Source organism: Budvicia diplopodorum, assembly GCF_009800925.1.
GTDB classification, from domain to species: domain Bacteria; phylum Pseudomonadota; class Gammaproteobacteria; order Enterobacterales; family Enterobacteriaceae; genus Budvicia; species Budvicia diplopodorum.
This window is the reverse complement of the sequence record NZ_WOYF01000001.1, coordinates 512447-538779: the sequence shown is the minus strand read 5'-3', so window position 1 is coordinate 538779 and position 26333 is coordinate 512447. Positions and strand designations below refer to the sequence as shown.

Sequence of the window (26333 nt, the reverse complement as noted above, 5' to 3'; positions counted from 1 at the left end):
CGTAATTTTGTGTTTGTTTGGTTAATTGTATTGTGGTGGCGATTTGGACTTGTATTTCATCGGGGTTATTGTGTTTACTTAGCGCCGCGGTTAACGGCTCTGTCCTTTAACGCGCCGTTTGGCGTGCCAATGAGCGGCTATTTTTTATGCATATTGCTTAATGCAACTTCACTGTAGATAGATACTAATTACGGTTACCTATGAAATACTTAACCCCAAGAGATATTATTGCGCTGGGCTTTATGACGTTTGCCCTGTTCGTTGGCGCAGGCAATATCATTTTCCCTCCGATGGTCGGTTTACAATCCGGTGAAAACGTCTGGATAGCCTCGGTAGGCTTTTTGATTACCGCGGTGGGATTGCCGGTTATTACCGTTATCGCGCTTGCCCGGGTTGGCGGCGGTGTGGAAGCGTTGAGTTCTCCGATTGGCAAAACGGCCGGTCTGGTACTGGCGACCATCTGTTATCTTGCCGTCGGGCCTTTGTTTGCTACGCCGCGCACCACCACCGTATCCTTCGAGCTTGGCATTGCGCCGCTATTCGGCAATAGTGAATTGTCTCTGTTTATCTATAGCCTAGTCTATTTTGCATTGGTGATTTTAGTTTCGCTTTATCCCGGCAAGCTGCTGGATTCAGTGGGGCGTTTTCTGGCACCGATAAAAATAATTTCTTTGGCTGTGTTGGGTCTGGCCGCGCTGTTTTGGTCAGCCGGGCACCCTCTGCCGGCGCTTGATATCTATCAACGAATTCCATTTTCTAAAGGATTCGTTGAAGGGTATCTGACGATGGATACGCTGGGCGCTTTGGTATTTGGTATTGTTATCGTTAATGCGGCCCGTTCTCGAGGTATAACCAGTACGCGTTTGTTGACCCGATACACTATTATTGCAGGGCTAATTGCCGGCGTAGGGCTGACTCTGGTGTACCTGAGCCTGTTTAATTTGGGCGCAACCAGCGGTTCTTTGGTGCCTGATGCAACTAACGGCGCTGAAATTCTCCATGCCTATATTCAGCAAACCTTTGGTATTTACGGCAGCCTGTTTTTAGCCATTCTGATCTTTGTTGCCTGTATGGTAACGGCTATCGGCCTGACCTGCGCCTGCGCTGAGTTCTTTTCTAAGCTGGTTCCACTGACATACCGCCAGCTCGTGTTCATATTGGCAATTTTCTCCATGGTGGTATCGAACTTAGGCTTAAGCCACTTAATTAAATTCTCCACTCCGGTATTAACCGCCATTTATCCACCTTGTATTGCGCTGGTTGTGTTAAGTTTTACCAGCCGTATGTGGCGTTCTGAAAGTCGTATAATGATACCGGTGATGCTGGTAACATCGCTGATCGGTATTTTGGACGGCATTAAGGCGTCTGCATTGGCGGAGTTTTTGCCGGTATGGAACGGCGGGCTTCCCGCTCAACAGCAAAAGTTTGCTTGGGTATTACACCAGTTCGAGCAGGTTCCCGGCGCTCAACAGGGGTTAACTTGGCTCCCATTTGCCATTGCCGTGCTGGTTATTGCGGCTATTGCCGATCGAGTTATGCCTGAGTTTGCTGAAACGACCAGTACCGAGTCGCACTGATTCATGGGTATAAAAAGGCGTCGCGGATAGTCTCTGCGGCGTTATAACGAGAAAAAACGAGTAACTATTGCATGGAAAACGGCATGAAAAAACAAACCAACAGGCTTAAACGAGGGTTAACGGCCCGTCATATTCGCTTTATGGCACTGGGTTCAGCTGTCGGAACCGGGCTGTTTTATGGTTCTGCAGGTGCAATCCAAATGGCCGGGCCGAGCGTTTTACTGGCTTATCTGATAGGCGGCATTTTTGCCTTTATCATTATGCGCGCGCTGGGGGAAATGTCGGTTCATAATCCTCAGGCAGGCTCCTTCTCTCGTTATGCTCAAGACTATTTAGGCCCTCTGGCTGGCTATATTACCGGCTGGACCTACTGCTTTGAGATATTAATCGTTGCGATTGCTGACGTTACTGCGTTTGGCTTTTACATGAGCTTCTGGTTCCCTAACGTCGAACTTTGGGTCTGGTCGCTTAGCATCGTGTTAATTATCGGTGCGATTAATCTGGTTAATGTCCGGGTGTTCGGCGAGTTTGAATTCTGGCTATCCTTTATTAAAGTTGCCACCATCATCATTATGATCGTGGCGGGCATCGGCATTATCGTTTGGGGCTTTGGCAATCAGGGAGAACCTACCGGTATTCACAACCTATGGGCTAACGGTGGATTTTTTGCCAACGGCGTTGTCGGTATGGTTCTGTCGTTACAGATGGTGATGTTTGCCTACGGCGGTATTGAAATTATTGGTATTACGGCCGGTGAGGCTGAAGACCCGAAAAAGACCATTCCTAAAGCGATTAACTCGGTTCCTTTCCGTATTCTGATTTTCTATGTGGGAACGCTGTTTGTCATTATGTCGATTTTCCCATGGAACGAAGTGGGTACCCACGGTAGTCCGTTTGTTTTAACCTTTGAAAACTTAGGCATTAAAACTGCGGCGGGCATTCTGAATTTTGTGGTGATCACCGCTTCGCTATCGGCGATTAACAGTGACGTATTTGGCGTAGGGCGTATGCTGTTTGGCATGGCTGAACAAGGCCATGCGCCGAAGGTGTTTACCAAAGTATCTAAACGTGGCGTGCCTTGGGTAACCGTACTGTTTATGATGGTTGGATTACTGTTTGCGGCGTACCTGAACTACATTATTCCTGAAGACGTCTTTGTTATTATTGCGTCGCTGGCTACCTTTGCCACCGTCTGGGTATGGATTATGATCCTGCTGTCGCAAATTGGTTTTCGTCGTAAGCTTACGCCAAAGCAGATAGCCGAATTAGACTTCCCGCTGCGCGGTGGCATAACCACTTCCGCCGTTGCGTTAGTGTTCCTGTTCGGGATTATCGGCCTGATTGGTTACTCTCCTAAGACCAGCGTTTCGCTGTATGTTGGTCTGGCATGGATTGTACTGTTAGTCGTGGCTTACTATTTGCGTAAGGCGATTGCCGGTAACAAACAGCGATAACAACCGCTGACTAATTAGCTAACTTATGATGTCGAAAGCCCCGGCGATTGAAAGATCTCCGGGGTTTTTTGTTGTTGGGAATGATTTAGAGGAGCTAGAGGAAGCGCTTTGTCTATCGCAGAACTAAGCATATACATTAAAGCATTAGACAATGCCCATAAAAAAAGCCGCTGTAAGCGGCTTTTTAAAGACTTGTTGGTTCAGAATTACAGTTTAGCTGCGTTCTGAGAAAGATATTTAGCTACGCCTTCCGGTGCAGCATCCATACCTTCTTTGCCTTTTTCCCACTGTGCAGGGCAAACTTGGCCATGCTCTTCGTGGAACTGCAGTGCATCAACCATACGCAGCATTTCGTCAATATTACGGCCTAACGGCAGGTCATTAACAACCTGGTGACGAACAACGCCGTTTTTGTCGATTAAGAAAGAACCGCGTAATGCCACGCCAGCTTCTGGGTGTTCAATACCGTAAGCCTGTTGAATTTCACGCTTACTGTCAGCAACCATTGCGTATTGCACTTCGCCGATGCCGCCGTTGTCTACCGGGGTTTTACGCCATGCGTTATGAACGAACTCAGAGTCAAAGGAAACGCCAACAACGTTAACGCCGCGCTTTTTGAATTCATCATAACGGTGATCAAAGGCAATCAGCTCTGATGGGCATACGAAAGTAAAGTCCATTGGCCAGAAGAACAGGACGGCTGGCTTGCCATTCAGGTGGTTTTTAAAATTGAAATCGTTGACGATTTCACCGTTACCAAGAACGGCTGCGGCGGTAAAATCAGGGGCTTGGCGAGTAACCAGTACCATAATAACTCTCCTGTCTATAATAGGTTAATGAGTGATTGTTCGAAATTGTGTGCCAGTATAGGGCGATAAGCTTTAGCTGCAAAGATATATGGCCGATTGATGAGATAGCTTTTACCTATCAACGAATATCTTGCTCACCTAAGGCGTTAACCCTACTCAAGGCCGATGATGCAGTAAAGCCGCTATACGCTAATTTACGTTAGTACCGAGATTTAAGCTGATAACCCGATCATAAGTTTTTTGTTTTGGCTAAATTAGCCATTTCTGGATAGAACTGAAAAAATATCGCTTCTAAATCAGTATAGTTTTGCTGAATATCCAAAATGCATTCCCCCAGCGCGCTAAGCTTGGGGCGTCTGGCGGCCATGCGCTTTAGCGTATTATCAATAAACGGCAGTTCGGCATAGCGTTCCAGCCAGCGCTCTCTCCAGAGATATTGGTTCATATGCTGAAAATCTTCAGGCGTAGAGGGAAGAGAGGGGGTAATGGAGTCCTGAGCGCATTGAATAAAGTCAGTTAAGGCTATTTTAGGTTCCATTTTTGCCCAGTGCCGCGAGAGAAAGTGATCCCAGAGAACGTCGAGGGCAATGGGTGCAACCCGATAATTTTGAACGCTAAACAGGCTTCGCGCCTGTTTTACTGGCTCTAGGCTATCGGTGAGCTTATCTATTCGACGATGTAGCCTGATGCCGCTGACAATGTCGCCGGAATAGTTGGCCTCTGGGTTTCCGCGAACGAAGTCGGCAAGTACGTTCCCTAACAGGGAACTTTCGGCCAAAGAGGCAAGATGAAGGTGGGCTAGAAAATTCATGTCCTGCATTATAGTGTAATCTGCCAGAATTAGCCGTTTTTCTTGTTATACCCGCCATACTTTACGTTGCAGATGCGTTGGCCGTCTTCCTGCAATTTAAATGATTTTGGGTAGCTAATATTACGTTTTTGTTGCCTTATTAGTTGCAGCCTTATCCAAGTGGCTCTAGACTAGGCCGCTTGTTTTTTGAGATTTGAAAACCCATGCGCGTTACTGATTTTTCATTCGAACTTCCAGAGTCTCTCATCGCCCGATACCCTCAGGCCGAGCGGAGCGCTTGCCGTTTATTGTCGCTTGATGGCATCAGTGGTTCATTGTCTGACGATATTTTTACCGACGTGCTTGATAAGCTTGAGCCCGGCGATTTGCTGGTGTTTAACAACACTCGAGTGATCCCGGCGCGGCTATTTGGCTGTAAGGCCAGCGGCGGTAAGGTTGAAGTACTGGTTGAGCGAGTGTTAGACGATCGCAGAGTTCTGGCCCACGTTCGGGCATCAAAATCGCCTAAGCCCGGAACGCGGTTGCTATTGGGCGACGATGAGTCTATTCCGGCTACCATGATTGCCCGTCACGATTCGCTGTTTGAACTGAGCTTTGACGATGGGCGTGACGTACTGACCATTTTAAATGCGGCCGGGCATATGCCACTGCCGCCGTATATCGACCGTCCTGATGAAGAGTCAGACCGCGAGCTATATCAAACGGTGTATAGCGAACGCCCCGGTGCCGTTGCTGCGCCAACGGCCGGTTTGCATTTTGATCAGCCATTGCTCGATGCGTTGAGCAATAAAGGCATTGAGATGGCATTTGTCACTCTGCACGTTGGTGCCGGGACTTTTCAGCCAGTTCGCGTTGATGATATTAAACAACACGTTATGCATTCCGAATACGTCGAGGTGCCACAAAACGTGGTTGACGCGGTGTTGGCCTGTAAATCCCGAGGCAATAAAGTGATTGCCGTCGGTACGACTTCAGTACGTTCTTTAGAGAGTGCGGCTCAGGCGACAAAAAATAGTCTGCTTGAACCGTTTTTCGGTGACACCTGTATCTTTATTTATCCGGGCTATCAGTTCAAAATTGTTGATACCCTGATTACGAACTTTCACCTGCCTGAATCAACGCTGATTATGCTGGTCTCGGCCTTTGCTGGCTATGCCAACACGCTTCGCGCTTATCGGCAGGCAGTCGAGAAGAAATACCGTTTCTTTAGCTATGGTGATGCGATGTTTATTACGCGTAATCCTGATGCGATAAATGAAATTCCCCAGCGGGAATTATAATTAGCCAAAACAAGCTCCAGACTGTTTTTCTGGTGGCGGAGGTTTTAAGTGAAGTTTGAACTACAAACAACGGACGGGCGCGCCAGACGCGGGCGTTTAGTTTTCGAACGCGGTGTAGTAGAAACCCCAGCATTCATGCCCGTGGGTACTTACGGCACGGTTAAAGGTATGACACCGGAAGAGGTGACCGAAACCGGTGCACAAATTCTGCTCGGTAACACTTTCCACCTGTGGCTACGCCCGGGTCAGGACATCATGCGTAAACATGGCGACCTGCATGATTTCATGAACTGGCATGGCCCGATCTTAACGGATTCAGGCGGCTTTCAGGTGTTCAGTCTGGGTGATATCAGTAAAATTACTGAAGAAGGCGTGAACTTCCGCAACCCGATTAACGGTGATGCTATCTTTCTTAGCCCTGAAAAATCGATGGAAATCCAATACGATTTGGGGTCTGACATCGTGATGATTTTTGATGAATGTACGCCATACCCCGCCGACTGGGACTATGCGAAACGTTCAATGGAAATGTCATTACGCTGGGCTAAACGTAGTCGGGTTCGTTTTGATGAGCTAAATAACAACAACGCGCTGTTTGGTATTATTCAGGGCAGCGTATACGAAGATTTACGCGATGTATCGGTAAAAGGGCTGGTAGATATCGGCTTTGACGGTTACGCTGTTGGCGGTTTGGCCGTCGGTGAGCCAAAAGAGGATATGCACCGCATTCTTGAGCATGTTTGTCCTCAAATTCCGGCTGACAAACCGCGTTACCTGATGGGTGTTGGTAAACCTGAAGATTTGGTTGAAGGCGTGCGGCGTGGTATTGATATGTTTGATTGTGTGATGCCGACCCGAAATGCGCGTAACGGACATTTGTTTGTTACCGATGGTGTGGTTAAAATCCGTAATGCTCAACATAAAGATGATACGTCAACGCTCGATGAACACTGTGATTGCTATACGTGCCGCAATTATAGTCGGGCCTATTTGCATCATCTTGACCGCTGTAATGAAATTCTGGGTGCCCGGTTAAATACGATTCATAACCTCAGATACTACCAGCGTTTAATGGCGGGTTTACGCGACGCTATTGAGCAGGGTACATTAGAGCACTTTGTTTCAGATTTTTATGGTCGTATTGGTAAAACTGTTCCACCTTTAGCTAATTAATTCACATAACAAATGAGGAATCTCTTTAATGAGTCTGTTTATTTCTGACGCAGTCGCTTCTGCTGGTCCTGCTTCGGCGCAGGGCCCAATACCAATGATCGCTATGCTGGCCGTATTTGGTCTGATTTTCTATTTTATGATTCTGCGTCCACAGCAAAAGCGGGCCAAAGAGCATAAAAACCTGATGGCCTCCATTGGTAAAGGTGACGAAGTGTTGACTACCGGTGGTTTACTAGGCCGCGTAACTAAAGTATCTGACACCGGTTACATTGTGATCGCGCTGAACGATACCACTGAAGTTACAATTAAACGGGATTTCGTTGCTGCCGTATTGCCAAAAGGCACGATGAAAGCGCTCTAAGATGCGCTATGTTTTTTGATTTTCCCGAAGGGAAACTATTGTGTTAAACCGTTATCCTTTATGGAAGTATCTGATGCTGGTCTTTGCTATCGGCATAGGCTTGCTTTATGCACTTCCTAACCTTTATGGTGAGGATCCGGCCGTTCAAATTACTGGTGCGCGCGGAGTCGCCGCCAGTAGTACTACGCTGGGTCAAGTTGAAGATGTCTTACAAAAACAGAACATCGATATTAAATCGTCAGTTTTAGAGAGTACTGGCTCTCTGCTGATCCGCTTTAATAGCGCCGATGTTCAGTTACGCGCTCAGGAAGTATTGGCTGAAGCGCTGGGCAATAATTTTATTATTGCGCTTAATCTTGCGCCCGCGACCCCTCATTGGTTACAGGCCATTGGTGCTGACCCTATGAAATTGGGGCTGGACCTGCGCGGTGGCGTTCACTTCTTAATGGAAGTGGATATGGAAACCGCCATGTCTAAGCTGCAAGAACAAACTCAGGATTCAATTGAAAGCGAATTGCACGCGAAAGGCATTGCCTATGCCGAAGTGGTCAAAAGCAATGATGGTGGCGTTGTCGCACGCTTTGGCGATGCAGATAGCCTCTCTCAAGCGATTGACTACCTGACTCCGCGTCATCGTGATTTAATTTTTACCACCGGTGATAAAAATACCTTTACCGCAACCATGACCGAACAACGCTTAAGCGAAGCCCGGGAATATGCGGTACAGCAAAACGTGAATATCTTACGTAACCGTGTGAATCAATTGGGCGTGGCTGAACCTGTCGTGCAGCGTCAGGGAGCCGAACGTATCGTGGTTGAACTGCCAGGTATTCAGGATACCGCCCGCGCTAAAGAAATTCTTGGCGCAACGGCAACCTTAGAGTTCCGGGCTGTAAACACCAATATTGATGCTCAGTCTGTTCTAAATGGTCGTGACCGCAGTAAGTCAGAGGTTAAATACCGTCGTGACGGCTCTCCGGTGGTGTTACTGAAGAAAGTGATTCTAACCGGTGACCATATTACCGATTCTACTTCCAGCGCCGATGAGTATGGCCGCCCTCAGGTGAACATCTCTCTTGATAGCGCCGGTGGTAATATCATGTCTGATTACACCAAAGATAGCGTTGGCAAAAATATGGCCACGCTATTCGTTGAGTATAAAGACAGCGGTAAAAAAGATGCTAACGGTCGTTCAGTCCTTGAAAAGCATGAAGAAGTCATTAACGTTGCCACTATTCAGTCTCGTTTGGCTAACAGCTTCCGCATTACCGGAATTGATAACGCGACGGAAGCCCGTCAGCTGTCATTACTGCTACGTGCCGGTGCGTTGATTGCGCCAATTCAGATTGTTGAAGAACGTACAATTGGTCCTTCTTTAGGTCAGCAGAATATTACCCAAGGTCTGGAAGCGTGCTTCTGGGGGCTGATGGCTTCTGTGATCTTTATGCTGATCGTGTATCGCTTCTTTGGTCTGATGGCGAGTGCGGCTCTGTTGGTCAACGTTATCCTGATTGTCGGTATTATGTCGATGTTACCGGGGGCTACGTTAAGTATGCCGGGCATTGCCGGGATCGTACTAACGGTCGGTATGGCGGTGGATGCAAACGTACTGATCAATGAACGAATAAAAGAAGAGCTGAAGAATGGCCGCAGCGTGCAGCAGGCTATTCATGAGGGATATAACGGCGCATTTAGCAGTATTCTAGATGCTAACCTGACAACCCTAATTACCGCCGCCATTCTGTATGCTGTTGGTACCGGTTCGATTCGAGGATTTGCGATTACTCTGTCTATCGGCGTATTAACATCAATGTTTACTGCGATTGTTGGTACCCGAGCCATTGTTAATTTAATCTACGGTGGCAAGCGCATTTCTAAGCTGTCTATTTAAGGAGCCTGTTGTGGCAGAGGAATATAAAGTAGAGCAGCTTAACCATGGCCGGAGAGTGTATGACTTCCTGCGCGTGGGTAATGCCGCTTTCGTTGTCTCAATGATCTTAGTCGTTCTGTCATTTGTTGTGATGGGCGTGAAAGGGTTTAATTGGGGTCTGGATTTTACCGGCGGTACGGTTATTGAGGTCGGGCTGACTCAGCCGATCGACCTAGAAAAAGTCCGCAACGAGTTAAATCAGCAAGGCTTTAAAGATCCGGTAGTTCAGAACTTTGGTAGCACGCGCGACGTAATGATTCGTACAGCGCCTATCGAAGGAATGAACAGCAATCAGCTAAGCACTAAGGTGCTTGAGATTGTTCATCAGAACGCAGATCAGGGCGCGGTAGTTAAGCGTATCGAGTTTGTTGGCCCTAGCGTTGGTGCTGAGCTGGCTGAGTCGGGCCTGATGGCAATTATCGTTTGTTTACTGTGTATTCTGATTTACGTTGGCTTCCGCTTTGAATGGCGTTTGGCCGCTGGTGCCGTATTTGCACTGGTTCACGACGTGGTGATTACGCTCGGCATAATTTCGCTTTTCCAACGCGAGCTTGACCTGACCATCGTTGCGGCAATGTTGTCAATTATCGGTTATTCCCTCAACGATACTATCGTGGTATTTGACCGGATACGTGAGAACTTCCGTAAGATCCGTCGCGGTACGTCTTATGAAATTATGAACGTTTCACTGACCCAGACGCTGAGCCGTACGTTGATGACCTCAGGTACAACGATGCTGGCCGTACTGTGTCTACTGTTCTTCGGCGGCGAAATGCTTAAAGGCTTCTCGGAGTCATTAGCCATTGGTATCCTGCTGGGAACTATTTCATCTATTTGGGTTGCTGCATTTATGGCGCTTAAACTGGGTGTTAAACGTGAACATATGCTGACGCAAAAAGTAGAGAAAGAGGGTGCAGATCAGCCTTCGATCTTGCCTTAATGGCGATAATTGTTTGAATCATAAGCCCTCTTAGTTGAGGGCTTTTTTGTGGGCGTTAGAGAGACAATCTGGCGTATTCCTGTGCCCGTAAAATCGGCAGGTACATATCCGTCGCTCAGGGTAATAAACGGACCAACTCAGAGGAATTGTTCCGGCTTTTTTACTTTACGCACGGATAGTCCTGCGGAGAATCACTATTAAAGTCCATTTTCAAATGGGCTAGGTATATCACTATTGTGCGTAGCCGTTTAGAATGCTAGTTAAATAATAGTTGCACCTTTGGTTCATGAATAATTTCAGGAGACGTTATGCATTGCCCATTTTGTGCTGCGGTTGATACTAAAGTGATTGATTCACGTTTAGTTGGTGAGGGATCACAGGTTCGCCGTCGCCGCCAATGTTTGGATTGTAATGAGCGTTTTACTACCTTTGAAGTCGCTGAGCTGGTTATGCCACGCATCATTAAAAGTAATGAGATCCGTGAGCCTTTTGATGAAGCGAAATTACGCCGGGGCATGCTCAAAGCATTAGAGAAACGCCCGGTGAATTCTGACGATATCGAAATGGCCATCAGCCATATTAAATCACAGCTAAGGGCTACCGGTGAGCGAGAAGTGCTTGCCTCTACGGTTGGAAACCTAGTGATGGACGCGCTGAAAAAACTGGATAAAGTAGCCTATATTCGCTTTGCCTCCGTTTATCGTAGCTTTGAAGATATTCGTGAGTTTGGTGAAGAGATTGCAAAACTGCAGGACTAAATACGCTAATGCAAAATGATGCCTTCTATATGGCCCGGGCGCTGGAGCTTGCGCGGTCTGGTCGTTTTACCACGTCACCAAACCCCAACGTCGGCTGTGTCTTAGTTCGTAACGATGAAGTGGTTGGTGAAGGGTTTCATTTTCGCGCCGGTGAACCCCACGCTGAAGTTCATGCTTTGCGCATCGCTGGCGATAAAGCTCGCGGCGCAACGGCTTATGTCACGCTGGAACCCTGTAGCCATCACGGCCGTACCCCCCCCTGTGCCGAAGCCCTGATTAACGCCGGCGTTTCTCGGGTTGTTGCCGCTATGCAAGACCCGAACCCGGAAGTCGCCGGACGAGGGCTATTTCTGCTGCGGCAGGCCGGAATTGAGGTTGAGCACGGCCTGATGATGGCGGAAGCGGAAGCCATTAACCGTGGTTTTTTTAAACGCATGCGCACCGGCTTTCCTTATCTCCAGCTTAAGCTTGCCGCCTCTTTGGACGGTAAAACCGCTATGGCTTCGGGTGAAAGCCAGTGGATAACCTCTGGCGCCTCAAGAGCCGACGTTCAGCAATTCAGGGCAGAAAGCTCGGCTATTTTGAGCACCAGCGCAACGGTATTAGCCGATAATCCGTCATTAAACGTGCGTTGGAGCGCATTGGATAGCCAAATTCGCCAGCAGTATCATGAAGCTGATTTACGCCAGCCTTTGCGGGTTATTCTTGACGGTAATAACCGGATTACCCCTGATTTTCACCTGTTTTCTCTCGCCGGTGACATCTTGCTGGTGCGAACTGAAAAAAGTGATGAAGCCTGGCCCGCTAACGTTGAACAGTTGGTTATTCCTGCCCACAACGCCGGTATCGATCTGGTTGTATTAATGATGCAATTAGGCCGACGCCAGATTAATACCGTCTGGGCTGAAACTGGCCCAACTATGGCGGGTGCTTTGCTGCAGGCGGGTCTGGTTGATGAATTAATTTTATATATTGCACCAAAATTGTTAGGGGATGATGCGCTGGGATTATGTAAACTGCCCGGACTAAATACGCTGTCTCAGGCGCCGGTATTTACCTTAAAAGAGGTGCGGCAAATTGGTGATGACATACGGTTAAGCTTATTACCCCAATCGTAATCTGACTAATTCTGCCCGGAGGAGCAAATCCAAAGCGCGGCAGCCAAAAGAATATGATAGAATCCGCCCCCTTGTCGGGCTATTGAATCAATAAACCAAGGAAATGCTTTTATGAACGTTATCGAAGGTATTGTTGCTGCACCGCAGGCTCGCGTTGCTATTGTTATTGCTCGCTTTAACAATTTTATTAACGATAGCCTGCTTGAAGGGGCTATTGATGCATTAAAACGTATTGGTCAGGTTTCTGATTCAAATATTACCGTTGTTTGGGTTCCTGGCGCTTATGAGCTACCTTTAGCCGCTCAAACGCTGGCTGACACCAATAAGTATGATGCTATTATTGCATTAGGAACCGTAATTCGTGGTGGTACCGCTCACTTTGAATACGTTGCTGGTGGTGCAAGTACCGGTTTAGCTAACGTTGCTATCAACGGTAAAATCCCGGTTTCATTCGGCGTATTAACCACTGAAAGCATCGAACAAGCGATCGAACGCGCCGGAACTAAAGCCGGTAACAAAGGTGCAGAGGCTGCGATGACTGCGCTAGAAATGATTAATGTTATTAAGGCAATCAAATCGTAATAGCGATGTTACCCGTCAAATTTCTGGTTGCCGATGCGTTGGTTGCGTTTGTGTAACTCGAATTATTTGAGGTATAAGCTCAATTGGATTTGATTGTCTGACCTATTTAAGGGGAATTCCGTGAAACCTGCAGCTCGCCGCCGCGCCCGCGAGTGCGCCGTTCAGGCGCTATACTCTTGGCAGTTGTCCAAAAATGATATCGCCGATGTTGAATTAGAATTTTTAACAGAACAGGATGTCAAAGACGTTGATTTAACCTACTTCCGCGAGCTTTTTACCGGAGCGGCAACCAACGCTGGTGAACTGGATAAGCTAATGGCTCCGTACCTGTCCCGCACGCTTGATGAGCTGGGCCAGATTGAAAGAGCAATTTTACGCGTTGCTGTTTATGAGCTGAGTAAACGTGAAGATGTGCCTTATAAAGTTGTGATTAACGAAGCAATTGAGTTAGCGAAAATCTTTGGTGCTGAAGATAGCCACAAGTTTGTGAACGGGGTGCTGGATAAAGTCGTTCCTCGTATCCGCGTACGGAATGCGAAATAGTTTGTCGCGATTTAATAGACTAGTTTGTAACAATTCAATAAGGCTGGCACTGTCGTAATGCCAATTAGTTAAGGCTAAGGGATATGCTTGAAAGAGTAATCTGCCTCATTATCTCAAAATTCTCTCTGTCGTCATCCCGCTGAAAAACGGGATCCAGATTTTAGCTAACAGGTTAACTCTTGGCTTAAAGGCTGGGCCCCGGCTTTCGCAGGGGTGACGACGGGGATGGACCGATGATAGCTAAGCCGATTACCATTTCCAGTATGTTGATTACCCTTAACTGACAGGTACTACGGCACCGCCGGCCTTATTTCTGAGTTTGTTTGGAGTACTGCTATTATGTCATGTGGTGAGTTTGACGTTATTGCCCGTTATTTTAACCGGCAGGGTAACTCCCGAAAAGACGTTCGCTTAGGCATTGGTGATGACTGTGCCTTATTGATTCCTTCAGAAAAACAGTATTTAGCCATAAGTACTGACACCTTAGTCTCCGGCACCCACTTCCTTCCTGACATTGACCCCGCCGATCTGGGCTATAAATCTTTGGCGGTTAACCTTAGTGATTTAGCCGCCATGGGGGCCGATCCTGCCTGGGTTTCTTTGGCCCTGACGTTGCCAGTGGTTAATGAAGAGTGGCTGAAAAGGTTTAGCGATAGCCTGTTTAGCGTGCTCGACTACTATGGTATGCAGCTTATCGGCGGCGATACGACCAAAGGCCCGCTTAGCCTGACTCTGACCATTAATGGCTGGATCCCGGTAGGAAAGGAGCTGACCCGCAGCGGTGCAAAGATCGGTAACTGGATATATGTTACCGGCTGGCCGGGCGACAGCGCCGCTGGCTTGGCTATTTTACAAAATCGCCTGACGGTGGAAGATGAAAAGACCCGCGACTATTTGGTTAAGCGCCATCTCAGGCCTAAGCCGCGTATTCTGATGGGGCAAGGCATACGTCAGCTGGCAACGTCGGCTATCGACTTATCCGATGGATTAATCTCCGATCTACAGCATATTCTGAAAGCGAGTAAATGTGGCGCAAAGATCCATTTGGATCAGCTGGTTTTGTCACCCGCGTTGAGGTCTTGCTGTAGCCGTGAACAGGCGCTTACGTGGGCGTTATCCGGTGGGGAAGACTATGAATTATGCTTCACCATACCTGAAGAAAACCGGGGCGCGATGGATACCGCATTGGCCGATCTAGGCGTGCCTTACACCTGTATCGGGCAAATTACGCCTGAACATACTGGCTTTCAAATTTGTGACAATAATGAACCCGTATTATTAGACCTGAACGGGTTTGACCATTTTGGTAGCAATCTGCAGGATAGCGACGTGTGTTAACCGTGTTTATTTGCGCTAAGGCTTGAACGAACGGTGAGGAGCAGGGCGCTCTTCACCGTTCTTGTTTGTGGGCTTGGTGATTAAGACCCTACTTGGCTAACCATTCTTTGATTTGTTTGATGATACCTTGCGCATCCAGACCCAGATCGGCCCGAATTTCATCCTGATCGCCCTGTGGAATAAAGTAATCCGGCAGGCCGAGGTTGAGTACCGGAATCGCTTTTCGGTTAGCCATCAGCAGCTCGTTAACGCCGCTACCGGCCCCGCCCATAATGGCGTTCTCTTCCAGCGTAATAAAGGCATCGTGGCTTTGTGCCAGCTCCAGAATCAGCGATTGATCGAGCGGTTTAACAAAGCGCATATCCACAACGGTGGCGTTTAACTGTTCGGCAGCTTTCAGCGCGTCTGGCAATAAGGTACCGAAGTTAAGGATCGCCAGCTTCTCGCCGGTGCGATGTACTTTGGCTTTGCCGATAGGCAGTATGGCTAACGGCTCCAGCGCTGCACCGGTTCCATTTCCACGCGGGTAACGTACGGTAACCGGACCATCCTGATAGTGATGACCCGTATGCAGCATTTGGCGGCATTCATTCTCATCGCTTGGAGCCATAATCACCATATTGGGAATGCAGCGCAGGAAGCTGAGATCGAAGGCCCCCTGATGCGTTGGGCCGTCGGCACCGACGATGCCGCCACGGTCAATGGCAAACATCACCGGTAGCCCCTGAATCGCCACGTCATGAATAACCTGATCGTAGCCGCGCTGTAAGAAGGTAGAGTAAATGGCAACAATGGGTTTAAAACCGCCAATGGCTAGACCGGCGGCAAAGGTGACCGCGTGCTGTTCCGCAATGGCGGCATCGAAATACCGCGTTGGGTATTCCTTTGAAAAACGCACCATGCCTGAACCTTCACGCATGGCGGGCGTTACGGCCATCAGTTTGTCGTCAGTGGCCGCCGTTTCGCATAGCCAGTCGCCAAAAATAGTAGAATAGCTTGGGTGTGAACTGCCGCCTTTTTGCTGGGTTCCGGTTTCAGGATCAAACTTAGGTACACCGTGCCAGCCAATCGGATCTTTCTCGGCAGGGGCATAACCCTTACCTTTTTTGGTCATGATATGCAGTAACTGAGGCCCTTTCAGGCTGCGCATGTTTTTCAGGGTTTGCACTAACGCTTGCACATCATGCCCGTCAACCGGACCGATATAGTTAAACCCAAACTCTTCAAACAGCGTACCCGGTACCACCATGCCTTTCAGGTGCTCTTCGGTGCGTTTTACCAGCTCTTTAATCGGAGGTAGGCCGGAAAGCATCATTTTGCCGCTTTCGCGCAGAGAAGAATAAAGCTTGCCGGAAAGAATTTGGGCCAGATGATTATTGAGCGCACCGACGTTTTCTGAAATCGACATTTCGTTGTCGTTCAGAATCACTAACATGTCGGGCTTGATATCTCCGGCATGGTTCATGGCCTCAAAGGCCATGCCCGCGGTCATCGCGCCATCGCCGATAACACAGGCGGTACGACGGCCTTTGCCTTCGCGCTGTGCGGCAACGGCAAGCCCTAGCCCGGCGCTGATAGAGGTTGAAGAATGGCCGACGGACAGCACGTCATATTCGCTTTCTTCACGCCAAGGGAAGGGGTGAAGCCCATTTTTTTTGCGGATGGTTGGCATACGGTCGCGGCGTTCGGTCAGAATTTTATGCGGGTAAGCCTGATGACCAACGTCCCAGATAAGATGGTCGAATGGCGTATTGTAGACATAGTGAAGTGCCACCGTCAGCTCTACAGTGCCAAGGCCAGAAGCCAGATGGCCGCTGGATCGACTAACGCTGTTCAGCAGATATTGCCGCAGCTCATCACACAGCTTCGGCAGGCTATCTTTTGATATCAGGCGTAAATCGTCGGGATTATTAACTAACGCCAAGGTTGGATATTGGGTTATATCAAGGCTCATCCAAAACTCGTTTAAATAGTGGGCTTAAGAATACCGCTTAGTTATCACGTTCGATAATAAAACCGGCAAGCGCTTCCAGTGAATCGGTATTATATGATTGTGAAGCTAATAGAGATAGTGAATCCATCGCTTCCTGATACAGGGCCAATGCCTTTTCCTGTGCCTTTTCGAGGCCAAGCAGCGCCGGATAGGTGCTCTTTTCGTGTTGAATATCGGCACCCTGACGTTTACCGGTTTTTTCCGTTGCGCCGACAATATCAAGAATATCGTCCTGAACCTGAAAAGCCAGACCAATAGCGTTAGCGTAACGGTCCAGCAGAGGAAGCGCCGCTTTACCGTGTTCACCGGCAGCTAATGCGGCCAAGCGAATAGATGAGCGGATCAGAGCGCCGGTTTTGTGGCGGTGGATCCGTTCCAGTTCAGATAAATCAATTTTTCTTTTTTCAGCTTCTAAATCCAGCGCCTGGCCTACACACATACCAGCGGCTCCGCTGGAAAGGGCCAGTTCGCTGACCATAGCTAGCCTAGAGGTAACGCTAACGGCGGGCATATCGGCATCACAAAGGATTGAAAAAGCCAAGGTTTGTAATGCATCACCGGCCAAAATAGCATGCGCTTCACCAAATTTGACATGGCAGGTCGGCTGGCCCCGGCGTAAATCGTCGTCATCCATGGCGGGTAAATCGTCATGGATTAAAGAATAGGCGTGAATGCATTCAATCGCTGCGGCAGGAACGTCCAGATTATTTAGCGATAGCCCGAGCATTTCACCCGTAGCGTAGACTAAGAATGGACGTAAACGCTTTCCCCCTAGCAGTGCTCCATAGCGCATCGCGTCTACCAGCGGAGCCTGATTATAAGGCAGAGCGTTAATATACCCCTCAAGCGCAGTATTAACGCGGTGGCGGTATGCTGACTGAAGTTGGCTGAATGATTGCATTAGGCGTCGTCCGAAGTAAACGGAACTAACGGCGCGTCTGGATCGCTGTTAAGTAGTATTTGAACCCGCTGTTCTGCTTGCTGTAGCTGTTGCTGGCCCTGACGGGCTAGTTGAATACCGCGCTCAAATTCGTTTAGCGCATCTTCTAGCGGAAGTTCGCCGGTTTCAAGGCGGTTAACGATTTGTTCTAACTCGCCGAGCGCAGTTTCAAAACTGGCTGCCGGAGGCGATTTTTTTGGCATCTTGGGCATATATAAGTGGCTTCAATTAAATGTTGTCGTTCTGAACCATAGCGCTAGCTATACCTAAAATAACCGGACTAGTATAAAGCTATTGCGAAGGTATACCAGTAGCAGAAAGCGTTATCACAGTATAACACTATGTATCACGATGGTTGGTGCTAACGGGTTGTGGTAACCGCATGAAAAAAGAGTTTCTGTCGTGCAGTTTATCATTAAATAATTCATACAAAGGATAAATAAGGGTGAATTTGTGCACTTGTCCGAAATTATCATCTTTTACCTATGTATCAGAGATATTGATTGGATAAATTGATTCTTGCCGCTGGCATAAACAAATAACGCTTTGTTTAAACAGATTCTTTGAGTAAATAGTGATTTCCCCTACGGTCAGTCCGTGTTAATCAACGGTAACTCGTTCTACACTGAGAGATATTCAAAGAACGAGGGTGATAAGGCCAATCATGCTGAAATTTGTTAACACCTACCACGATGAGCTGGATGGGTTTTATACCGCACTGAATCCTACGCCGCTAAACGATGCACGCTTACTTTATTATAACGCTCCGCTGGCCGCGGAGCTGGGCCTGACAGATGCACTGTTTAGCCGTGAAAACCAAGGGTTATGGAACGGTGAAACGCTGTTGCCCGGCATGAAGCCTCTGGCGCAGGTGTACAGCGGCCATCAGTTTGGTTCGTGGGCCGGGCAATTGGGCGACGGGCGGGGCATTTTGCTCGGGGAGCAACTGCTGAGTAACGGTAACAAGGTTGACTGGCATCTGAAAGGGGCCGGATTAACGCCTTATTCCCGAATGGGTGACGGTAGGGCGGTGCTACGCTCGGTCATTCGTGAGTTTCTGGCTTCAGAGGCCCTGCATAATTTGGGCGTTCCCACTACCCGCGCATTAACCATTGTTACCAGTCAGAATCCGGTATTCCGTGAGCAGCCTGAGCGAGGAGCAATGCTGCTTCGGGTTGCTGAAAGCCATATTCGCTTTGGTCATTTTGAACATTTTTATCATCGGAATCAGCCGGAGCAGGTGCGCCAGTTGGCCGATTATGCCATTGGGCACCATTGGCCTGAGCTAGAACAAGAGCCCGATCGCTACTTCCTATGGTTCAAAGATATTGTTGAACGTACGGCGAGGCTTATCGCACTGTGGCAGTCGGTGGGTTTTGCCCACGGCGTAATGAATACCGACAATATGTCCATTCTGGGGCTGACCATTGATTTTGGCCCCTATGGCTTTTTGGATGATTACAGCCCGGGCTATATCTGTAATCACAGCGATTATCAGGGGCGTTATGCTTTTAGTAATCAGCCTGCGGTCGCTTTCTGGAATTTGCATAAGCTGGCCAATGCGCTGTCGGGTTTGATGACCATGGAACAGCTTCAGCGCGGTTTGGCTGCCTATGAGCCTGAATTAGTGGCGGCCTTTGGCAAACAGATGCGCGCTAAGTTGGGGCTATTTACTCAGCATAGTCAAGATAACGACTTGCTTAACGAATTGCTTAGCCTGATAGCTAAAGAAAAGCGCGATTATACCCGCACTTTCCGCCGGTTAAGCGACGTTGAGCAGGGTAGCTCACGGCTTGCCCTGCGCGATGATTTTATCGACCGCGAGGCGTTTGATAGTTGGTACCAACGGTGGTGCACGCGTATTCAACCGGAGCAGGTGAGCGATGAACGGCGCCAACGGCTAATGAAGTCGGTTAACCCGAAGCGCATTTTGCGTAACTATCTGGCCCAGCAGGCCATTGAGGCAGCTGAACGCGATGATGTCAGCGTATTAAAGCGCCTTCACCATGGGTTGCTGGATCCGTATTCAGAATTACCGGAATATGACGATCTGGCGGCATTACCTCCTGAATGGGGTAAAACGTTAACTATCTCTTGTTCCAGCTGATCTCCTGAGGCCAATATCACTTTTCGTCGCAGCGCGCGCTAACTTCAAGCCTGCTTCTTCTGCGGCGAAACGTGGAAACAAACGGCGCTATTCCTGATAAATTGCCCGATAAATCTTCCCCGCTGATGCAGAAGTTTTGTGACTAAAACCCCGATCCCGGTGTATACTCCCCGCCCAGAAACGCTATGGTCAGTGTTGCCATAACACCCTTTTTCATTCGCCTTAACTACGTAAGTACTCGCAACTATCATGAAGTTTATCATCAAGCTGTTCCCGGAAATTACTATCAAAAGCGTGACCGTACGCAAGCGCTTTATCAAAATCTTAACCGGGAGCGTCCGCAACGTGTTGAGACTACACGATGAAGAGTGTTCGGTTATCCGCCACTGGGACCATCTGGAAGTCACCACCAAAGATCAGTCTAAGTGCCCGATCATTCGCGACGAACTGATGCGAATTCCCGGTATTCACCACATTCTTGCGGTGGACGACACGCCTTACACCGATATGCATGATATTTTCGAACAAACGTTAGCTAACTTTCGCGATCAGTTGGAAGGTAAAACTTTCTGCGTGCGGGTTAAACGCCGCGGTAAGCAAGAGTTTAACTCCCAAGACGTTGAGCGCTACGTGGGCGGCGGGTTAAACCAACATATTGAATCGGCCAAAGTTAAGCTCAACCACCCTGACGTTACGGTGAATCTGGAAATTGAAGGCGATCGCCTGATTATGGTTCAGGGCCGCTATCCCGGCCTTGGCGGTTTCCCGATCGGCACTCAGGAAGACGTGTTATCGTTGATTTCCGGCGGTTTTGACTCTGGGGTTTCTAGCTATATGCTGATGCGCCGCGGCTGCCGGGTTCACTACTGTTTCTTTAATCTGGGCGGAGCAGCCCATGAGATCGGCGTTAAGCAGGTTGCTTACTACCTGTGGCGTCGGTTCGGCAGCTCGCATAAGGTTCGCTTCATCTCGATAGATTTCGCTCCGGTTGTCGGACAAATTCTGGAGAACGTAGACGACGGCCAGATGGGCGTGGTGCTTAAGCGCATGATGGTTCGTGCCGCTTCAGCCATGGCTGAGCGCTATGGCGTTCAGGCGCTGGTCACCGGCGAAGCACTAGGTCAGGTTTCCAGCCAGACATTAACTAACCTGCGACTGATTGATAATGCTTCAGACACCTTAATTCTGCGCCCGCTCATTTCTCATGATAAAGAGCACATCATTGATATGGCGCGCAAAATTGGTACTGAAGATTTTGCCAAAACTATGCCGGAATACTGCGGTGTGATTTCTAAGAGCCCGACGGTTAAAGCGGTTAAAGCCAAAATTGAAGCGGAAGAAGCGAAGTTTGATTTTTCTATTTTGGAACGGGTAGTGAATGAAGCGGTTAATATCGATATCCGCCAGATTGCTGAACAAACCCAAGAGCAGGTAGCGGAAGTTGAAACCGTTGCGGCATTTGGCAGTAACGATGTGATTCTGGATATTCGTGCGCCGGATGAAACCGACAGTAACCCACTGATGCTTGAGCAAGTCAAAGTCGAAAAAATCCCGTTTTATAAGCTGGGAACCGCATTCAGCGAGCTGGATAAAACCAAGACCTATTTGCTGTACTGCGATCGCGGCGTAATGAGCCGCCTACAGGCGCTTTATTTAATTGAGCAGGGCCATAGTAACGTGAAGGTTTATCGGACTCAGGCGTAATAAAAATCCGGCGTTATTGCTTATAACGCCGGTACGCAATCAGATATAGGCGTAAATCCCCGGCGCTACCATTAGCGGCCGCGCCACTTGAGCCGCTTTTTCCCGGCTAACCAGCACTTCTATCAGCTTTAGCGCGAAATCAATGGAAGTACCAACTCCCTGACTGGTAACCAGATTGACCCGCTCATCGTAGGTAACCCGACGGTCAACCCACTTATTTTCTGGAATCAGATGCTTGAAGTCAGGATTGACTGACATATTTCCCAGCGGAAAGAGCTTATGGTGCTCCAACACTAAGGCCGGAGAGGCGCAAATAGCGGCAACAACATTACCGCTCATATGGGTCTGGCGCAGCCGTTCTATCAGCAGCGGGCTGTCGCGAAAGCATTCAGCGCCTTTGACGCCGCCGGGCAGAATAACCGCGTCAAAGTGTTCATCTGCGATCTCAACCAGCGGGTAGTCGGCCAGTAGCTTTACTCCCCGCGAACAGACGATTTGCAAACAGCCGTCACCCTCTACGCTGGCGGTGGTAACCTGAATACCGGCTCTGACCAGCAGGTCAATGGTAGTAACGGCTTCGGTTTCTTCACTACCGTGGGCCAGACAAACCAGCGCTCTTGGTGTCATTTTGTCGTCCTTTTAATCAGTTTTTTCCGCCTGAAGTTTTGCAGGCCGGTGTATAACGGGTATCATGCATAACAATGTTTATCATTAAAAGCGCCATTATTAAAAAGGAAGAATTTTATGCCATCTTTCGATATTGTTTCTGAAATTGATATGCCCGAAGTCCGCAACGGCGTAGACAACGCCAGCCGTGAACTGACTACCCGTTGGGACTTCCGCAACGTTCCCGCCAGCTTTGAGCTGAATGAAAAGAACGAAACCATCAAGGCGATCAGTGAGTCTGACTTTCAGGTACAGCAGCTTCTGGACATCCTGCGCGAGAAATTAGCCAAGCGCGGCATTGATGCCGGTGCGTTGGAGATCCCGGAAGAGTTTGTACACAGCGGTAAAACCTATAGCGTTGAGGTTAAGCTTAAGCAGGGTATTGAAAGCGAAATGGCCAAGAAGCTGGTTAAGCTAATCAAGGACAGCAAGCTAAAGGTACAGGCTCAAATTCAGGGCGATCAGGTTCGGGTAACCGGTAAAGCGCGCGACGACCTACAGGGCGTGATGGCGTTGATCCGAGGCGCAGAGCTGGGCCAGCCGTTCCAGTTTAATAATTTTAGGGATTAATCGTTACTCCTCGTCATTATCCCGTTGAAAAACGGGGCCCAGCTTTTAGGCTAAGCGTAGTTGGTTAGCTAAAACCTAGATCCCGTTTTTCTGAACTGACCCCAAAAACTTGGAAGGGCATACTAATGTCGAGGTGCTTAACCGATAGGCATTCCCGACAAAGTCAGACCTTTTTCGTGAAACAGAAAACTTATTTCCCAAACGCCCGCGAAAGGTTTATCCCCTTCAAAAAGATAAACGCCAGCAACAGTCCGCCCCACATCGCCATAGTAATATAGCTACTCACGCCGAGAATATTTAGCCCGCTCTCCAGCATTTGTAGCAATATCAGCGCCATCACCATACCAAAGACTTTACCAAACCCGCCGTCAGGGTTAATTCCGCCTAATACCGCCGCCAGAATCGATACCAGCAGGTAAGACTCGCCGTAAGAGGCTTTGGCCGAGTTAAGCTTTGACATCATCAGCAGGGCGGCGATAACGCACAGGATCGATGACAAAATATAAACCCAAACGATAGTTTTTCGGGTATTGATCCCGGAATAGTGGGTAGCCTGTTCGTTGGAGCCGATTAAGTAGATTGTCCGGCCAAAGGCCGATTTCTCTAATATGACCCACATGATGGCGACCACGGCTAAGAACACTAACAGGGGAACCGGAATGCCGAGTAAATTAGCGCTGTTAATCGTCAGTATATAGTCCGGGAAGTTCGAAATAGCTGAGCCTCTGGAGATCAGAATATTGATGCCGTTCAGCAGCGTCATGATACCCAGCGTAGCCAGAATCGGCGAAACGCGAACCACGGCGATTAAGAACCCGTTGATTGCGCCAATCACCATCGCCATTGCCATGCCGACCAGCACAACCAGAGCCATGCTACCGGCGGTGGGCGGATAGCTAGTAGCGACCCACGCCATCACTAAGCCACAGGCGTTCATGGTGGCAATAATCGACAAATTAATACCGCCGGTGAGCATGGTCACCGCCATCGCCAGCGCTAAAACGCCGAGTACCGGCATCTGAGAGGCTATCGATTGAAAGTTAGCCGATGACCAGAAGATGCTTGGCATCAGAATACTAAAGGCAACCACCACCACGCCGATTAACAGGCTTAAGTAGATCTCGACGTTATCTTTTACTTTTCTTGCGCTCATGGTTTATGCCCCCTGACCTTTACGCTGGCTCCATGCCGTCATACTGATACTAACGACAATAACTAAACCTGTGACCACCGTATGCCAGTAAGAGGAAATGCCCAGCAGGTTCAATCCGTTTTGTAACACCGCTAATAGAATTACGCCGAGCAGGGTACCCAACAGCGTGCCTCGCCCGCCAACGATGCTGGTTCCGCCCAATACCACGGCGGCCAGAACGGTAAGCTCATAGCCGAGCAGCGAGTCAGGCGCAACGGTTAGTACGGTTGCGGATTGAACAACGCCGGCCACGCCGGACATTAGCCCCATGTAGCCATAGACAAACAGCTGCAGCTTAAAGATGCCGAAACCCATACGGGAAGCCGCTTCTTTATTGCCGCCCATCGCATAAATCATTCGGCCAACGCTGGTTTTATTCATGATAAAACCGGTTAGTGCCACCACGACAGTTAGCGTAATCAGCGGCAGCGTTAGCCCATAGTCATAGCCGTCAGCGGCGGTAAACTTGAATAGAGATATGCCCTTTTCAAACCACTCCGGATAGCTATACAGCCAGATACCTTTGGTCAGGTACAGCAACAGGCCGTAGAAAATATTCAGGGTTGAAATGGTGATGATGATCGACGGGACTTTTAGCCGGTTCACCAATACCGCATTCACCAGCCCGAGCAGCAGGCCAAGACCGCCGGAAAGCGCAAAGGCTATGGCAAAATTGCCGGTAGTGCCCTGAATCAGCGTCACCATAACGTACTGAGAAATAATCGTCATGGCCGGAAATGAAATATCAATGCCGCCGGAAATCAGAACGATAAACAGGCCGCAGGCTAGAATGGTCAACATCGCGTAGTTGTTGACTAAATCATAGATATTGCCAAACGTCATAAAGTCAGCGGTAGAAAATGAAAGGTAACCGCCAATGACCAGAATGGTTAATCCCAAAAATATCTCATGGGGTTTTATCCCTAGCTTCTTAACCATTTACCACCTCTGCCAGTGCGGCTTCCGTTGTTTCACCCGGTAAGAACTCCGCGGTTATTTCGCCTTTACGCATGACTAAAATTCGATGGCTGTTAAAGAAGGCTTCATCGATCTCATCGGTGATCATCAGCACCGCAATACCTTTTTGCGACAGGGCTGAGATAATTTGATAAATCCCCGCTTTGTTGGCGATATCAACGCCAACGGTCGGCGCATCGAGAATCAACACCTTAGGATTAATCGCCAGCCATTTAGCAATCGCTACGCGCTGGGCATTGCCGCCCGACAGGGTATTGACCGGCAAATGGATGCTGCCAATTTTAATGGTCAACTGCTCGACCAGATCGTTCACCACCTTGTCGGATTTGGTTCTATCTAGCAGGCGGAACGGGGTTTTTAGGCGATCTAGTACGGTTGAAATAATGTTGTCATTGATCGACTGCTCCATCACCAGTCCGGTGCTCATTCGGTCTTCTGATACGTAGCCGATGCCCGCTTTTACCGCGTCACGATTGCTGGAAAAGCTTACCGGTTTACCTTCCAGCCGAATCTGGCCAGAGTCTGGCTTGGTGAGCCCGAACAGGCTAAGGCATAGCTCGGTTCGCCCGGCTCCCAGCAGGCCGGTAATGGCGACAATCTCTCCCTTATGTACGCTAAGGGAAATGTTTTTATATTCATGCCCGCGGCTGAGGTTTTGAACTTCCAGCGCCAGATCGTTTTTTTCAGTAATGGGAGGGAGCACGGCGTAAGAGAACTCTTTTCCGGTCATCAGGAACGCCAGTTTCTTATTGTCTATTTCGGCTGCAGGGTAGGTTCCTACTAGCTTACCGTCTTTAAGCACGGTAATTCGGTCAGAAATTTCCATCACTTCGTCTAAACGGTGGCTAACGAAAACCACGCAAATGTTTTGTTTTTTCAGGTCATGAACGACCCGCAGTAGGCCTTTAACTTCCTGCATGGTCAGCGAAGCCGTTGGCTCATCCATAATGATAAGCTTCGCTTCCTGAGAAAGGGCCCGGCAGATAGCCACAATCTGACGCTGAGCTATCGGCAGCGATTCTACCGTGGCATCGAGATCCAGATTGGCATCGATACTTTTTATTGTTAGTTCGGCAATGCGACGAATTTCACCTTTGTTAACGATAAGGTGGTGGTGATACTGGTTAATACCGATGTTTTCAGCAACGGTCAGGTTAGGAAACAGTGACAAGTCCTGATAGATAACCTGAACGCCCGCTTTAACGGAATCTATCGGTGAAAGGTGCGAGTACCGTTTGCCATCGATAACAATTTCAGCGTTGGCATCCGGTTGATAAACGCCGGAGATAATTTTTATCAGCGTTGATTTTCCACAGCCATTCTGCCCGGCCAGACAGTGAACTTCCCCGGGGAGTAGCGTCAATGCCATGTTATCCAAAGCCTTCACGCCATAGAAGGTTTTACTGATATTTCCCAGTGAAATAAAGGGTTTCATTTCTACCTCTTACTTGGCTGTACAACCAAATTGAGTGAACCAATGCAACACGCCCCTGCCGCAGGTTATCGGCA

Annotated in this window: 24 protein-coding genes; 15 read left to right on the top strand and 9 right to left on the bottom strand. The window is 48.8% G+C overall.

Translation table 11 applies throughout. From position 1 onward, the window contains the following. Nucleotides 1–200: 200 nt before the first annotated feature. Together brnQ and proY are read left to right on the top strand one after the other, a co-directional pair. Nucleotides 201–1577, top strand: a complete 1377-nt coding sequence (brnQ, locus tag GVI43_RS02240) for a branched-chain amino acid transport system II carrier protein (RefSeq protein ID WP_159564953.1) — start codon at nucleotides 201–203, stop codon at nucleotides 1575–1577. 83 nt (nucleotides 1578–1660) lie between these two features. After that, nucleotides 1661–3031, top strand: a complete 1371-nt coding sequence (gene proY, locus GVI43_RS02235) for a proline-specific permease ProY (RefSeq protein ID WP_425482112.1) — start codon at nucleotides 1661–1663, stop codon at nucleotides 3029–3031. Nucleotides 3032–3237: 206 nt separating this feature from the next. On the opposite strand, the gene GVI43_RS02230 is transcribed toward proY, so the two are convergent. Both GVI43_RS02230 and GVI43_RS02225 read right to left on the bottom strand, forming a co-directional pair. Continuing rightward, on the bottom strand, nucleotides 3238–3840 hold the full coding sequence (locus GVI43_RS02230) for a peroxiredoxin C (RefSeq protein WP_159564949.1): 603 nt from the start codon (nucleotides 3838–3840) through the stop codon (nucleotides 3238–3240). A gap of 229 nt (nucleotides 3841–4069) precedes the next feature. After that, on the bottom strand, nucleotides 4070–4651 hold the full coding sequence (locus tag GVI43_RS02225; protein ID WP_159564947.1) for an acyl carrier protein phosphodiesterase: 582 nt from the start codon (nucleotides 4649–4651) through the stop codon (nucleotides 4070–4072). Between the two features lie 203 nt (nucleotides 4652–4854). Between GVI43_RS02225 and queA the strand changes: the two genes are divergently transcribed. From queA to thiL, 10 genes are all read left to right on the top strand, one after another. After that, nucleotides 4855–5931: a tRNA preQ1(34) S-adenosylmethionine ribosyltransferase-isomerase QueA gene (gene queA, locus GVI43_RS02220; protein ID WP_159564945.1), complete on the top strand. Its 1077-nt coding sequence runs from the start codon at nucleotides 4855–4857 to the stop codon at nucleotides 5929–5931. Nucleotides 5932–5979: 48 nt separating this feature from the next. Beyond that, nucleotides 5980–7104 carry a tRNA guanosine(34) transglycosylase Tgt gene (tgt, locus tag GVI43_RS02215; RefSeq protein WP_159564943.1) on the top strand — a complete coding sequence of 375 codons (1125 nt, stop codon included), beginning with the start codon at nucleotides 5980–5982 and terminating at the stop codon, nucleotides 7102–7104. A 28-nt stretch (nucleotides 7105–7132) separates the two neighbouring features. Continuing rightward, complete coding sequence (yajC, locus tag GVI43_RS02210) at nucleotides 7133–7465, top strand: preprotein translocase subunit YajC (RefSeq protein WP_159564941.1); 333 nt, start codon at nucleotides 7133–7135, stop codon at nucleotides 7463–7465. A gap of 40 nt (nucleotides 7466–7505) precedes the next feature. Then, nucleotides 7506–9356, top strand: coding sequence for a protein translocase subunit SecD (secD, locus tag GVI43_RS02205; RefSeq protein WP_159564939.1), 1851 nt, complete (start codon nucleotides 7506–7508; stop codon nucleotides 9354–9356). A gap of 10 nt (nucleotides 9357–9366) precedes the next feature. Continuing rightward, complete coding sequence (gene secF, locus GVI43_RS02200; protein WP_159564937.1) at nucleotides 9367–10335, top strand: protein translocase subunit SecF; 969 nt, start codon at nucleotides 9367–9369, stop codon at nucleotides 10333–10335. 308 nt (nucleotides 10336–10643) lie between these two features. Continuing rightward, on the top strand, nucleotides 10644–11093 hold the full coding sequence (gene nrdR / locus GVI43_RS02195) for a transcriptional regulator NrdR (protein ID WP_159564936.1): 450 nt from the start codon (nucleotides 10644–10646) through the stop codon (nucleotides 11091–11093). An 8-nt stretch (nucleotides 11094–11101) separates the two neighbouring features. Further along, nucleotides 11102–12211: a bifunctional diaminohydroxyphosphoribosylaminopyrimidine deaminase/5-amino-6-(5-phosphoribosylamino)uracil reductase RibD gene (gene ribD / locus GVI43_RS02190; RefSeq protein ID WP_159564935.1), complete on the top strand. Its 1110-nt coding sequence runs from the start codon at nucleotides 11102–11104 to the stop codon at nucleotides 12209–12211. Nucleotides 12212–12322: 111 nt separating this feature from the next. Then, the gene (gene ribH / locus GVI43_RS02185; RefSeq protein ID WP_159564934.1) at nucleotides 12323–12793 is read left to right on the top strand and encodes a 6,7-dimethyl-8-ribityllumazine synthase; all 471 of its coding nucleotides are present in this window, start codon (nucleotides 12323–12325) and stop codon (nucleotides 12791–12793) included. 120 nt (nucleotides 12794–12913) lie between these two features. Then, on the top strand, nucleotides 12914–13336 hold the full coding sequence (nusB, locus tag GVI43_RS02180) for a transcription antitermination factor NusB (protein ID WP_159564933.1): 423 nt from the start codon (nucleotides 12914–12916) through the stop codon (nucleotides 13334–13336). Between the two features lie 339 nt (nucleotides 13337–13675). Then, nucleotides 13676–14674: a thiamine-phosphate kinase gene (gene thiL / locus GVI43_RS02175; RefSeq protein WP_159564932.1), complete on the top strand. Its 999-nt coding sequence runs from the start codon at nucleotides 13676–13678 to the stop codon at nucleotides 14672–14674. A gap of 88 nt (nucleotides 14675–14762) precedes the next feature. Here the strand turns inward: thiL and dxs are convergent, their stop codons facing one another. From dxs to xseB, 3 genes are read right to left on the bottom strand one after another with little or no spacing between them, the layout of a single operon-like run. Continuing rightward, nucleotides 14763–16628, bottom strand: coding sequence for a 1-deoxy-D-xylulose-5-phosphate synthase (dxs, locus tag GVI43_RS02170; protein ID WP_159564930.1), 1866 nt, complete (start codon nucleotides 16626–16628; stop codon nucleotides 14763–14765). A gap of 37 nt (nucleotides 16629–16665) precedes the next feature. After that, the gene (gene ispA, locus GVI43_RS02165) at nucleotides 16666–17568 is read right to left on the bottom strand and encodes a (2E,6E)-farnesyl diphosphate synthase (protein WP_159564928.1); all 903 of its coding nucleotides are present in this window, start codon (nucleotides 17566–17568) and stop codon (nucleotides 16666–16668) included. After that, the gene (xseB, locus tag GVI43_RS02160) at nucleotides 17568–17810 is read right to left on the bottom strand and encodes an exodeoxyribonuclease VII small subunit (protein ID WP_159565077.1); all 243 of its coding nucleotides are present in this window, start codon (nucleotides 17808–17810) and stop codon (nucleotides 17568–17570) included. The genes ispA and xseB overlap by 1 nt, the downstream gene beginning before the upstream one ends. A gap of 461 nt (nucleotides 17811–18271) precedes the next feature. On the opposite strand from xseB, the gene GVI43_RS02155 reads away from it, so the two are divergent. Both GVI43_RS02155 and thiI read left to right on the top strand, forming a co-directional pair. Further along, nucleotides 18272–19714, top strand: a complete 1443-nt coding sequence (locus GVI43_RS02155) for a protein adenylyltransferase SelO (protein WP_159564926.1) — start codon at nucleotides 18272–18274, stop codon at nucleotides 19712–19714. 249 nt (nucleotides 19715–19963) lie between these two features. Then, entirely contained in the window at nucleotides 19964–21418 is a 1455-nt protein-coding gene (thiI, locus tag GVI43_RS02150; RefSeq protein ID WP_159564924.1) for a tRNA uracil 4-sulfurtransferase ThiI, read from the top strand. 39 nt (nucleotides 21419–21457) lie between these two features. On the opposite strand, the gene yajL is transcribed toward thiI, so the two are convergent. Beyond that, the gene (gene yajL / locus GVI43_RS02145; protein WP_159564922.1) at nucleotides 21458–22045 is read right to left on the bottom strand and encodes a protein deglycase YajL; all 588 of its coding nucleotides are present in this window, start codon (nucleotides 22043–22045) and stop codon (nucleotides 21458–21460) included. A 117-nt stretch (nucleotides 22046–22162) separates the two neighbouring features. Here yajL and GVI43_RS02140 point away from each other — a divergent pair, with 117 nt between their 5' ends. Beyond that, nucleotides 22163–22654, top strand: a complete 492-nt coding sequence (locus GVI43_RS02140; RefSeq protein WP_159564920.1) for a YajQ family cyclic di-GMP-binding protein — start codon at nucleotides 22163–22165, stop codon at nucleotides 22652–22654. A gap of 190 nt (nucleotides 22655–22844) precedes the next feature. Here the strand turns inward: GVI43_RS02140 and GVI43_RS02135 are convergent, their stop codons facing one another. From GVI43_RS02135 to GVI43_RS02125, 3 genes are read right to left on the bottom strand one after another with little or no spacing between them, the layout of a single operon-like run. Next, nucleotides 22845–23807: an ABC transporter permease gene (locus GVI43_RS02135; RefSeq protein ID WP_159564918.1), complete on the bottom strand. Its 963-nt coding sequence runs from the start codon at nucleotides 23805–23807 to the stop codon at nucleotides 22845–22847. Between the two features lie 3 nt (nucleotides 23808–23810). Further along, on the bottom strand, nucleotides 23811–24785 hold the full coding sequence (locus GVI43_RS02130; protein WP_159564916.1) for an ABC transporter permease: 975 nt from the start codon (nucleotides 24783–24785) through the stop codon (nucleotides 23811–23813). Further along, nucleotides 24778–26259, bottom strand: coding sequence for a sugar ABC transporter ATP-binding protein (locus tag GVI43_RS02125; protein WP_159564914.1), 1482 nt, complete (start codon nucleotides 26257–26259; stop codon nucleotides 24778–24780). The genes GVI43_RS02130 and GVI43_RS02125 overlap by 8 nt, the downstream gene beginning before the upstream one ends. Between the last annotated feature and the right edge of the window lie 74 nt (nucleotides 26260–26333).

What these genes read in the sequence shown, in the direction of transcription:
- GVI43_RS02125 (WP_159564914.1), bottom strand. Translation starts at nt 26,259, where the DNA reads ATGAAACCCTTTATTTCACTGGGAAATATCAGTAAAACCTTCTATGGC.
- yajC (WP_159564941.1), top strand. Translation starts at nt 7,133, where the DNA reads ATGAGTCTGTTTATTTCTGACGCAGTCGCTTCTGCTGGTCCTGCTTCG.
- queA (WP_159564945.1), top strand. Translation starts at nt 4,855, where the DNA reads ATGCGCGTTACTGATTTTTCATTCGAACTTCCAGAGTCTCTCATCGCC.
- brnQ (WP_159564953.1), top strand. Translation starts at nt 201, where the DNA reads ATGAAATACTTAACCCCAAGAGATATTATTGCGCTGGGCTTTATGACG.
- GVI43_RS02225 (WP_159564947.1), bottom strand. Translation starts at nt 4,651, where the DNA reads ATGAATTTTCTAGCCCACCTTCATCTTGCCTCTTTGGCCGAAAGTTCC.
- GVI43_RS02230 (WP_159564949.1), bottom strand. Translation starts at nt 3,840, where the DNA reads ATGGTACTGGTTACTCGCCAAGCCCCTGATTTTACCGCCGCAGCCGTT.
- dxs (WP_159564930.1), bottom strand. Translation starts at nt 16,628, where the DNA reads ATGAGCCTTGATATAACCCAATATCCAACCTTGGCGTTAGTTAATAAT.
- thiL (WP_159564932.1), top strand. Translation starts at nt 13,676, where the DNA reads ATGTCATGTGGTGAGTTTGACGTTATTGCCCGTTATTTTAACCGGCAG.
- GVI43_RS02140 (WP_159564920.1), top strand. Translation starts at nt 22,163, where the DNA reads ATGCCATCTTTCGATATTGTTTCTGAAATTGATATGCCCGAAGTCCGC.
- ribD (WP_159564935.1), top strand. Translation starts at nt 11,102, where the DNA reads ATGCAAAATGATGCCTTCTATATGGCCCGGGCGCTGGAGCTTGCGCGG.
- GVI43_RS02135 (WP_159564918.1), bottom strand. Translation starts at nt 23,807, where the DNA reads ATGAGCGCAAGAAAAGTAAAAGATAACGTCGAGATCTACTTAAGCCTG.
- proY (WP_425482112.1), top strand. Translation starts at nt 1,661, where the DNA reads ATGAAAAAACAAACCAACAGGCTTAAACGAGGGTTAACGGCCCGTCAT.
- yajL (WP_159564922.1), bottom strand. Translation starts at nt 22,045, where the DNA reads ATGACACCAAGAGCGCTGGTTTGTCTGGCCCACGGTAGTGAAGAAACC.
- ribH (WP_159564934.1), top strand. Translation starts at nt 12,323, where the DNA reads ATGAACGTTATCGAAGGTATTGTTGCTGCACCGCAGGCTCGCGTTGCT.
- xseB (WP_159565077.1), bottom strand. Translation starts at nt 17,810, where the DNA reads ATGCCAAAAAAATCGCCTCCGGCAGCCAGTTTTGAAACTGCGCTCGGC.
- ispA (WP_159564928.1), bottom strand. Translation starts at nt 17,568, where the DNA reads ATGCAATCATTCAGCCAACTTCAGTCAGCATACCGCCACCGCGTTAAT.
- nrdR (WP_159564936.1), top strand. Translation starts at nt 10,644, where the DNA reads ATGCATTGCCCATTTTGTGCTGCGGTTGATACTAAAGTGATTGATTCA.
- GVI43_RS02130 (WP_159564916.1), bottom strand. Translation starts at nt 24,785, where the DNA reads ATGGTTAAGAAGCTAGGGATAAAACCCCATGAGATATTTTTGGGATTA.
- thiI (WP_159564924.1), top strand. Translation starts at nt 19,964, where the DNA reads ATGAAGTTTATCATCAAGCTGTTCCCGGAAATTACTATCAAAAGCGTG.
- GVI43_RS02155 (WP_159564926.1), top strand. Translation starts at nt 18,272, where the DNA reads ATGCTGAAATTTGTTAACACCTACCACGATGAGCTGGATGGGTTTTAT.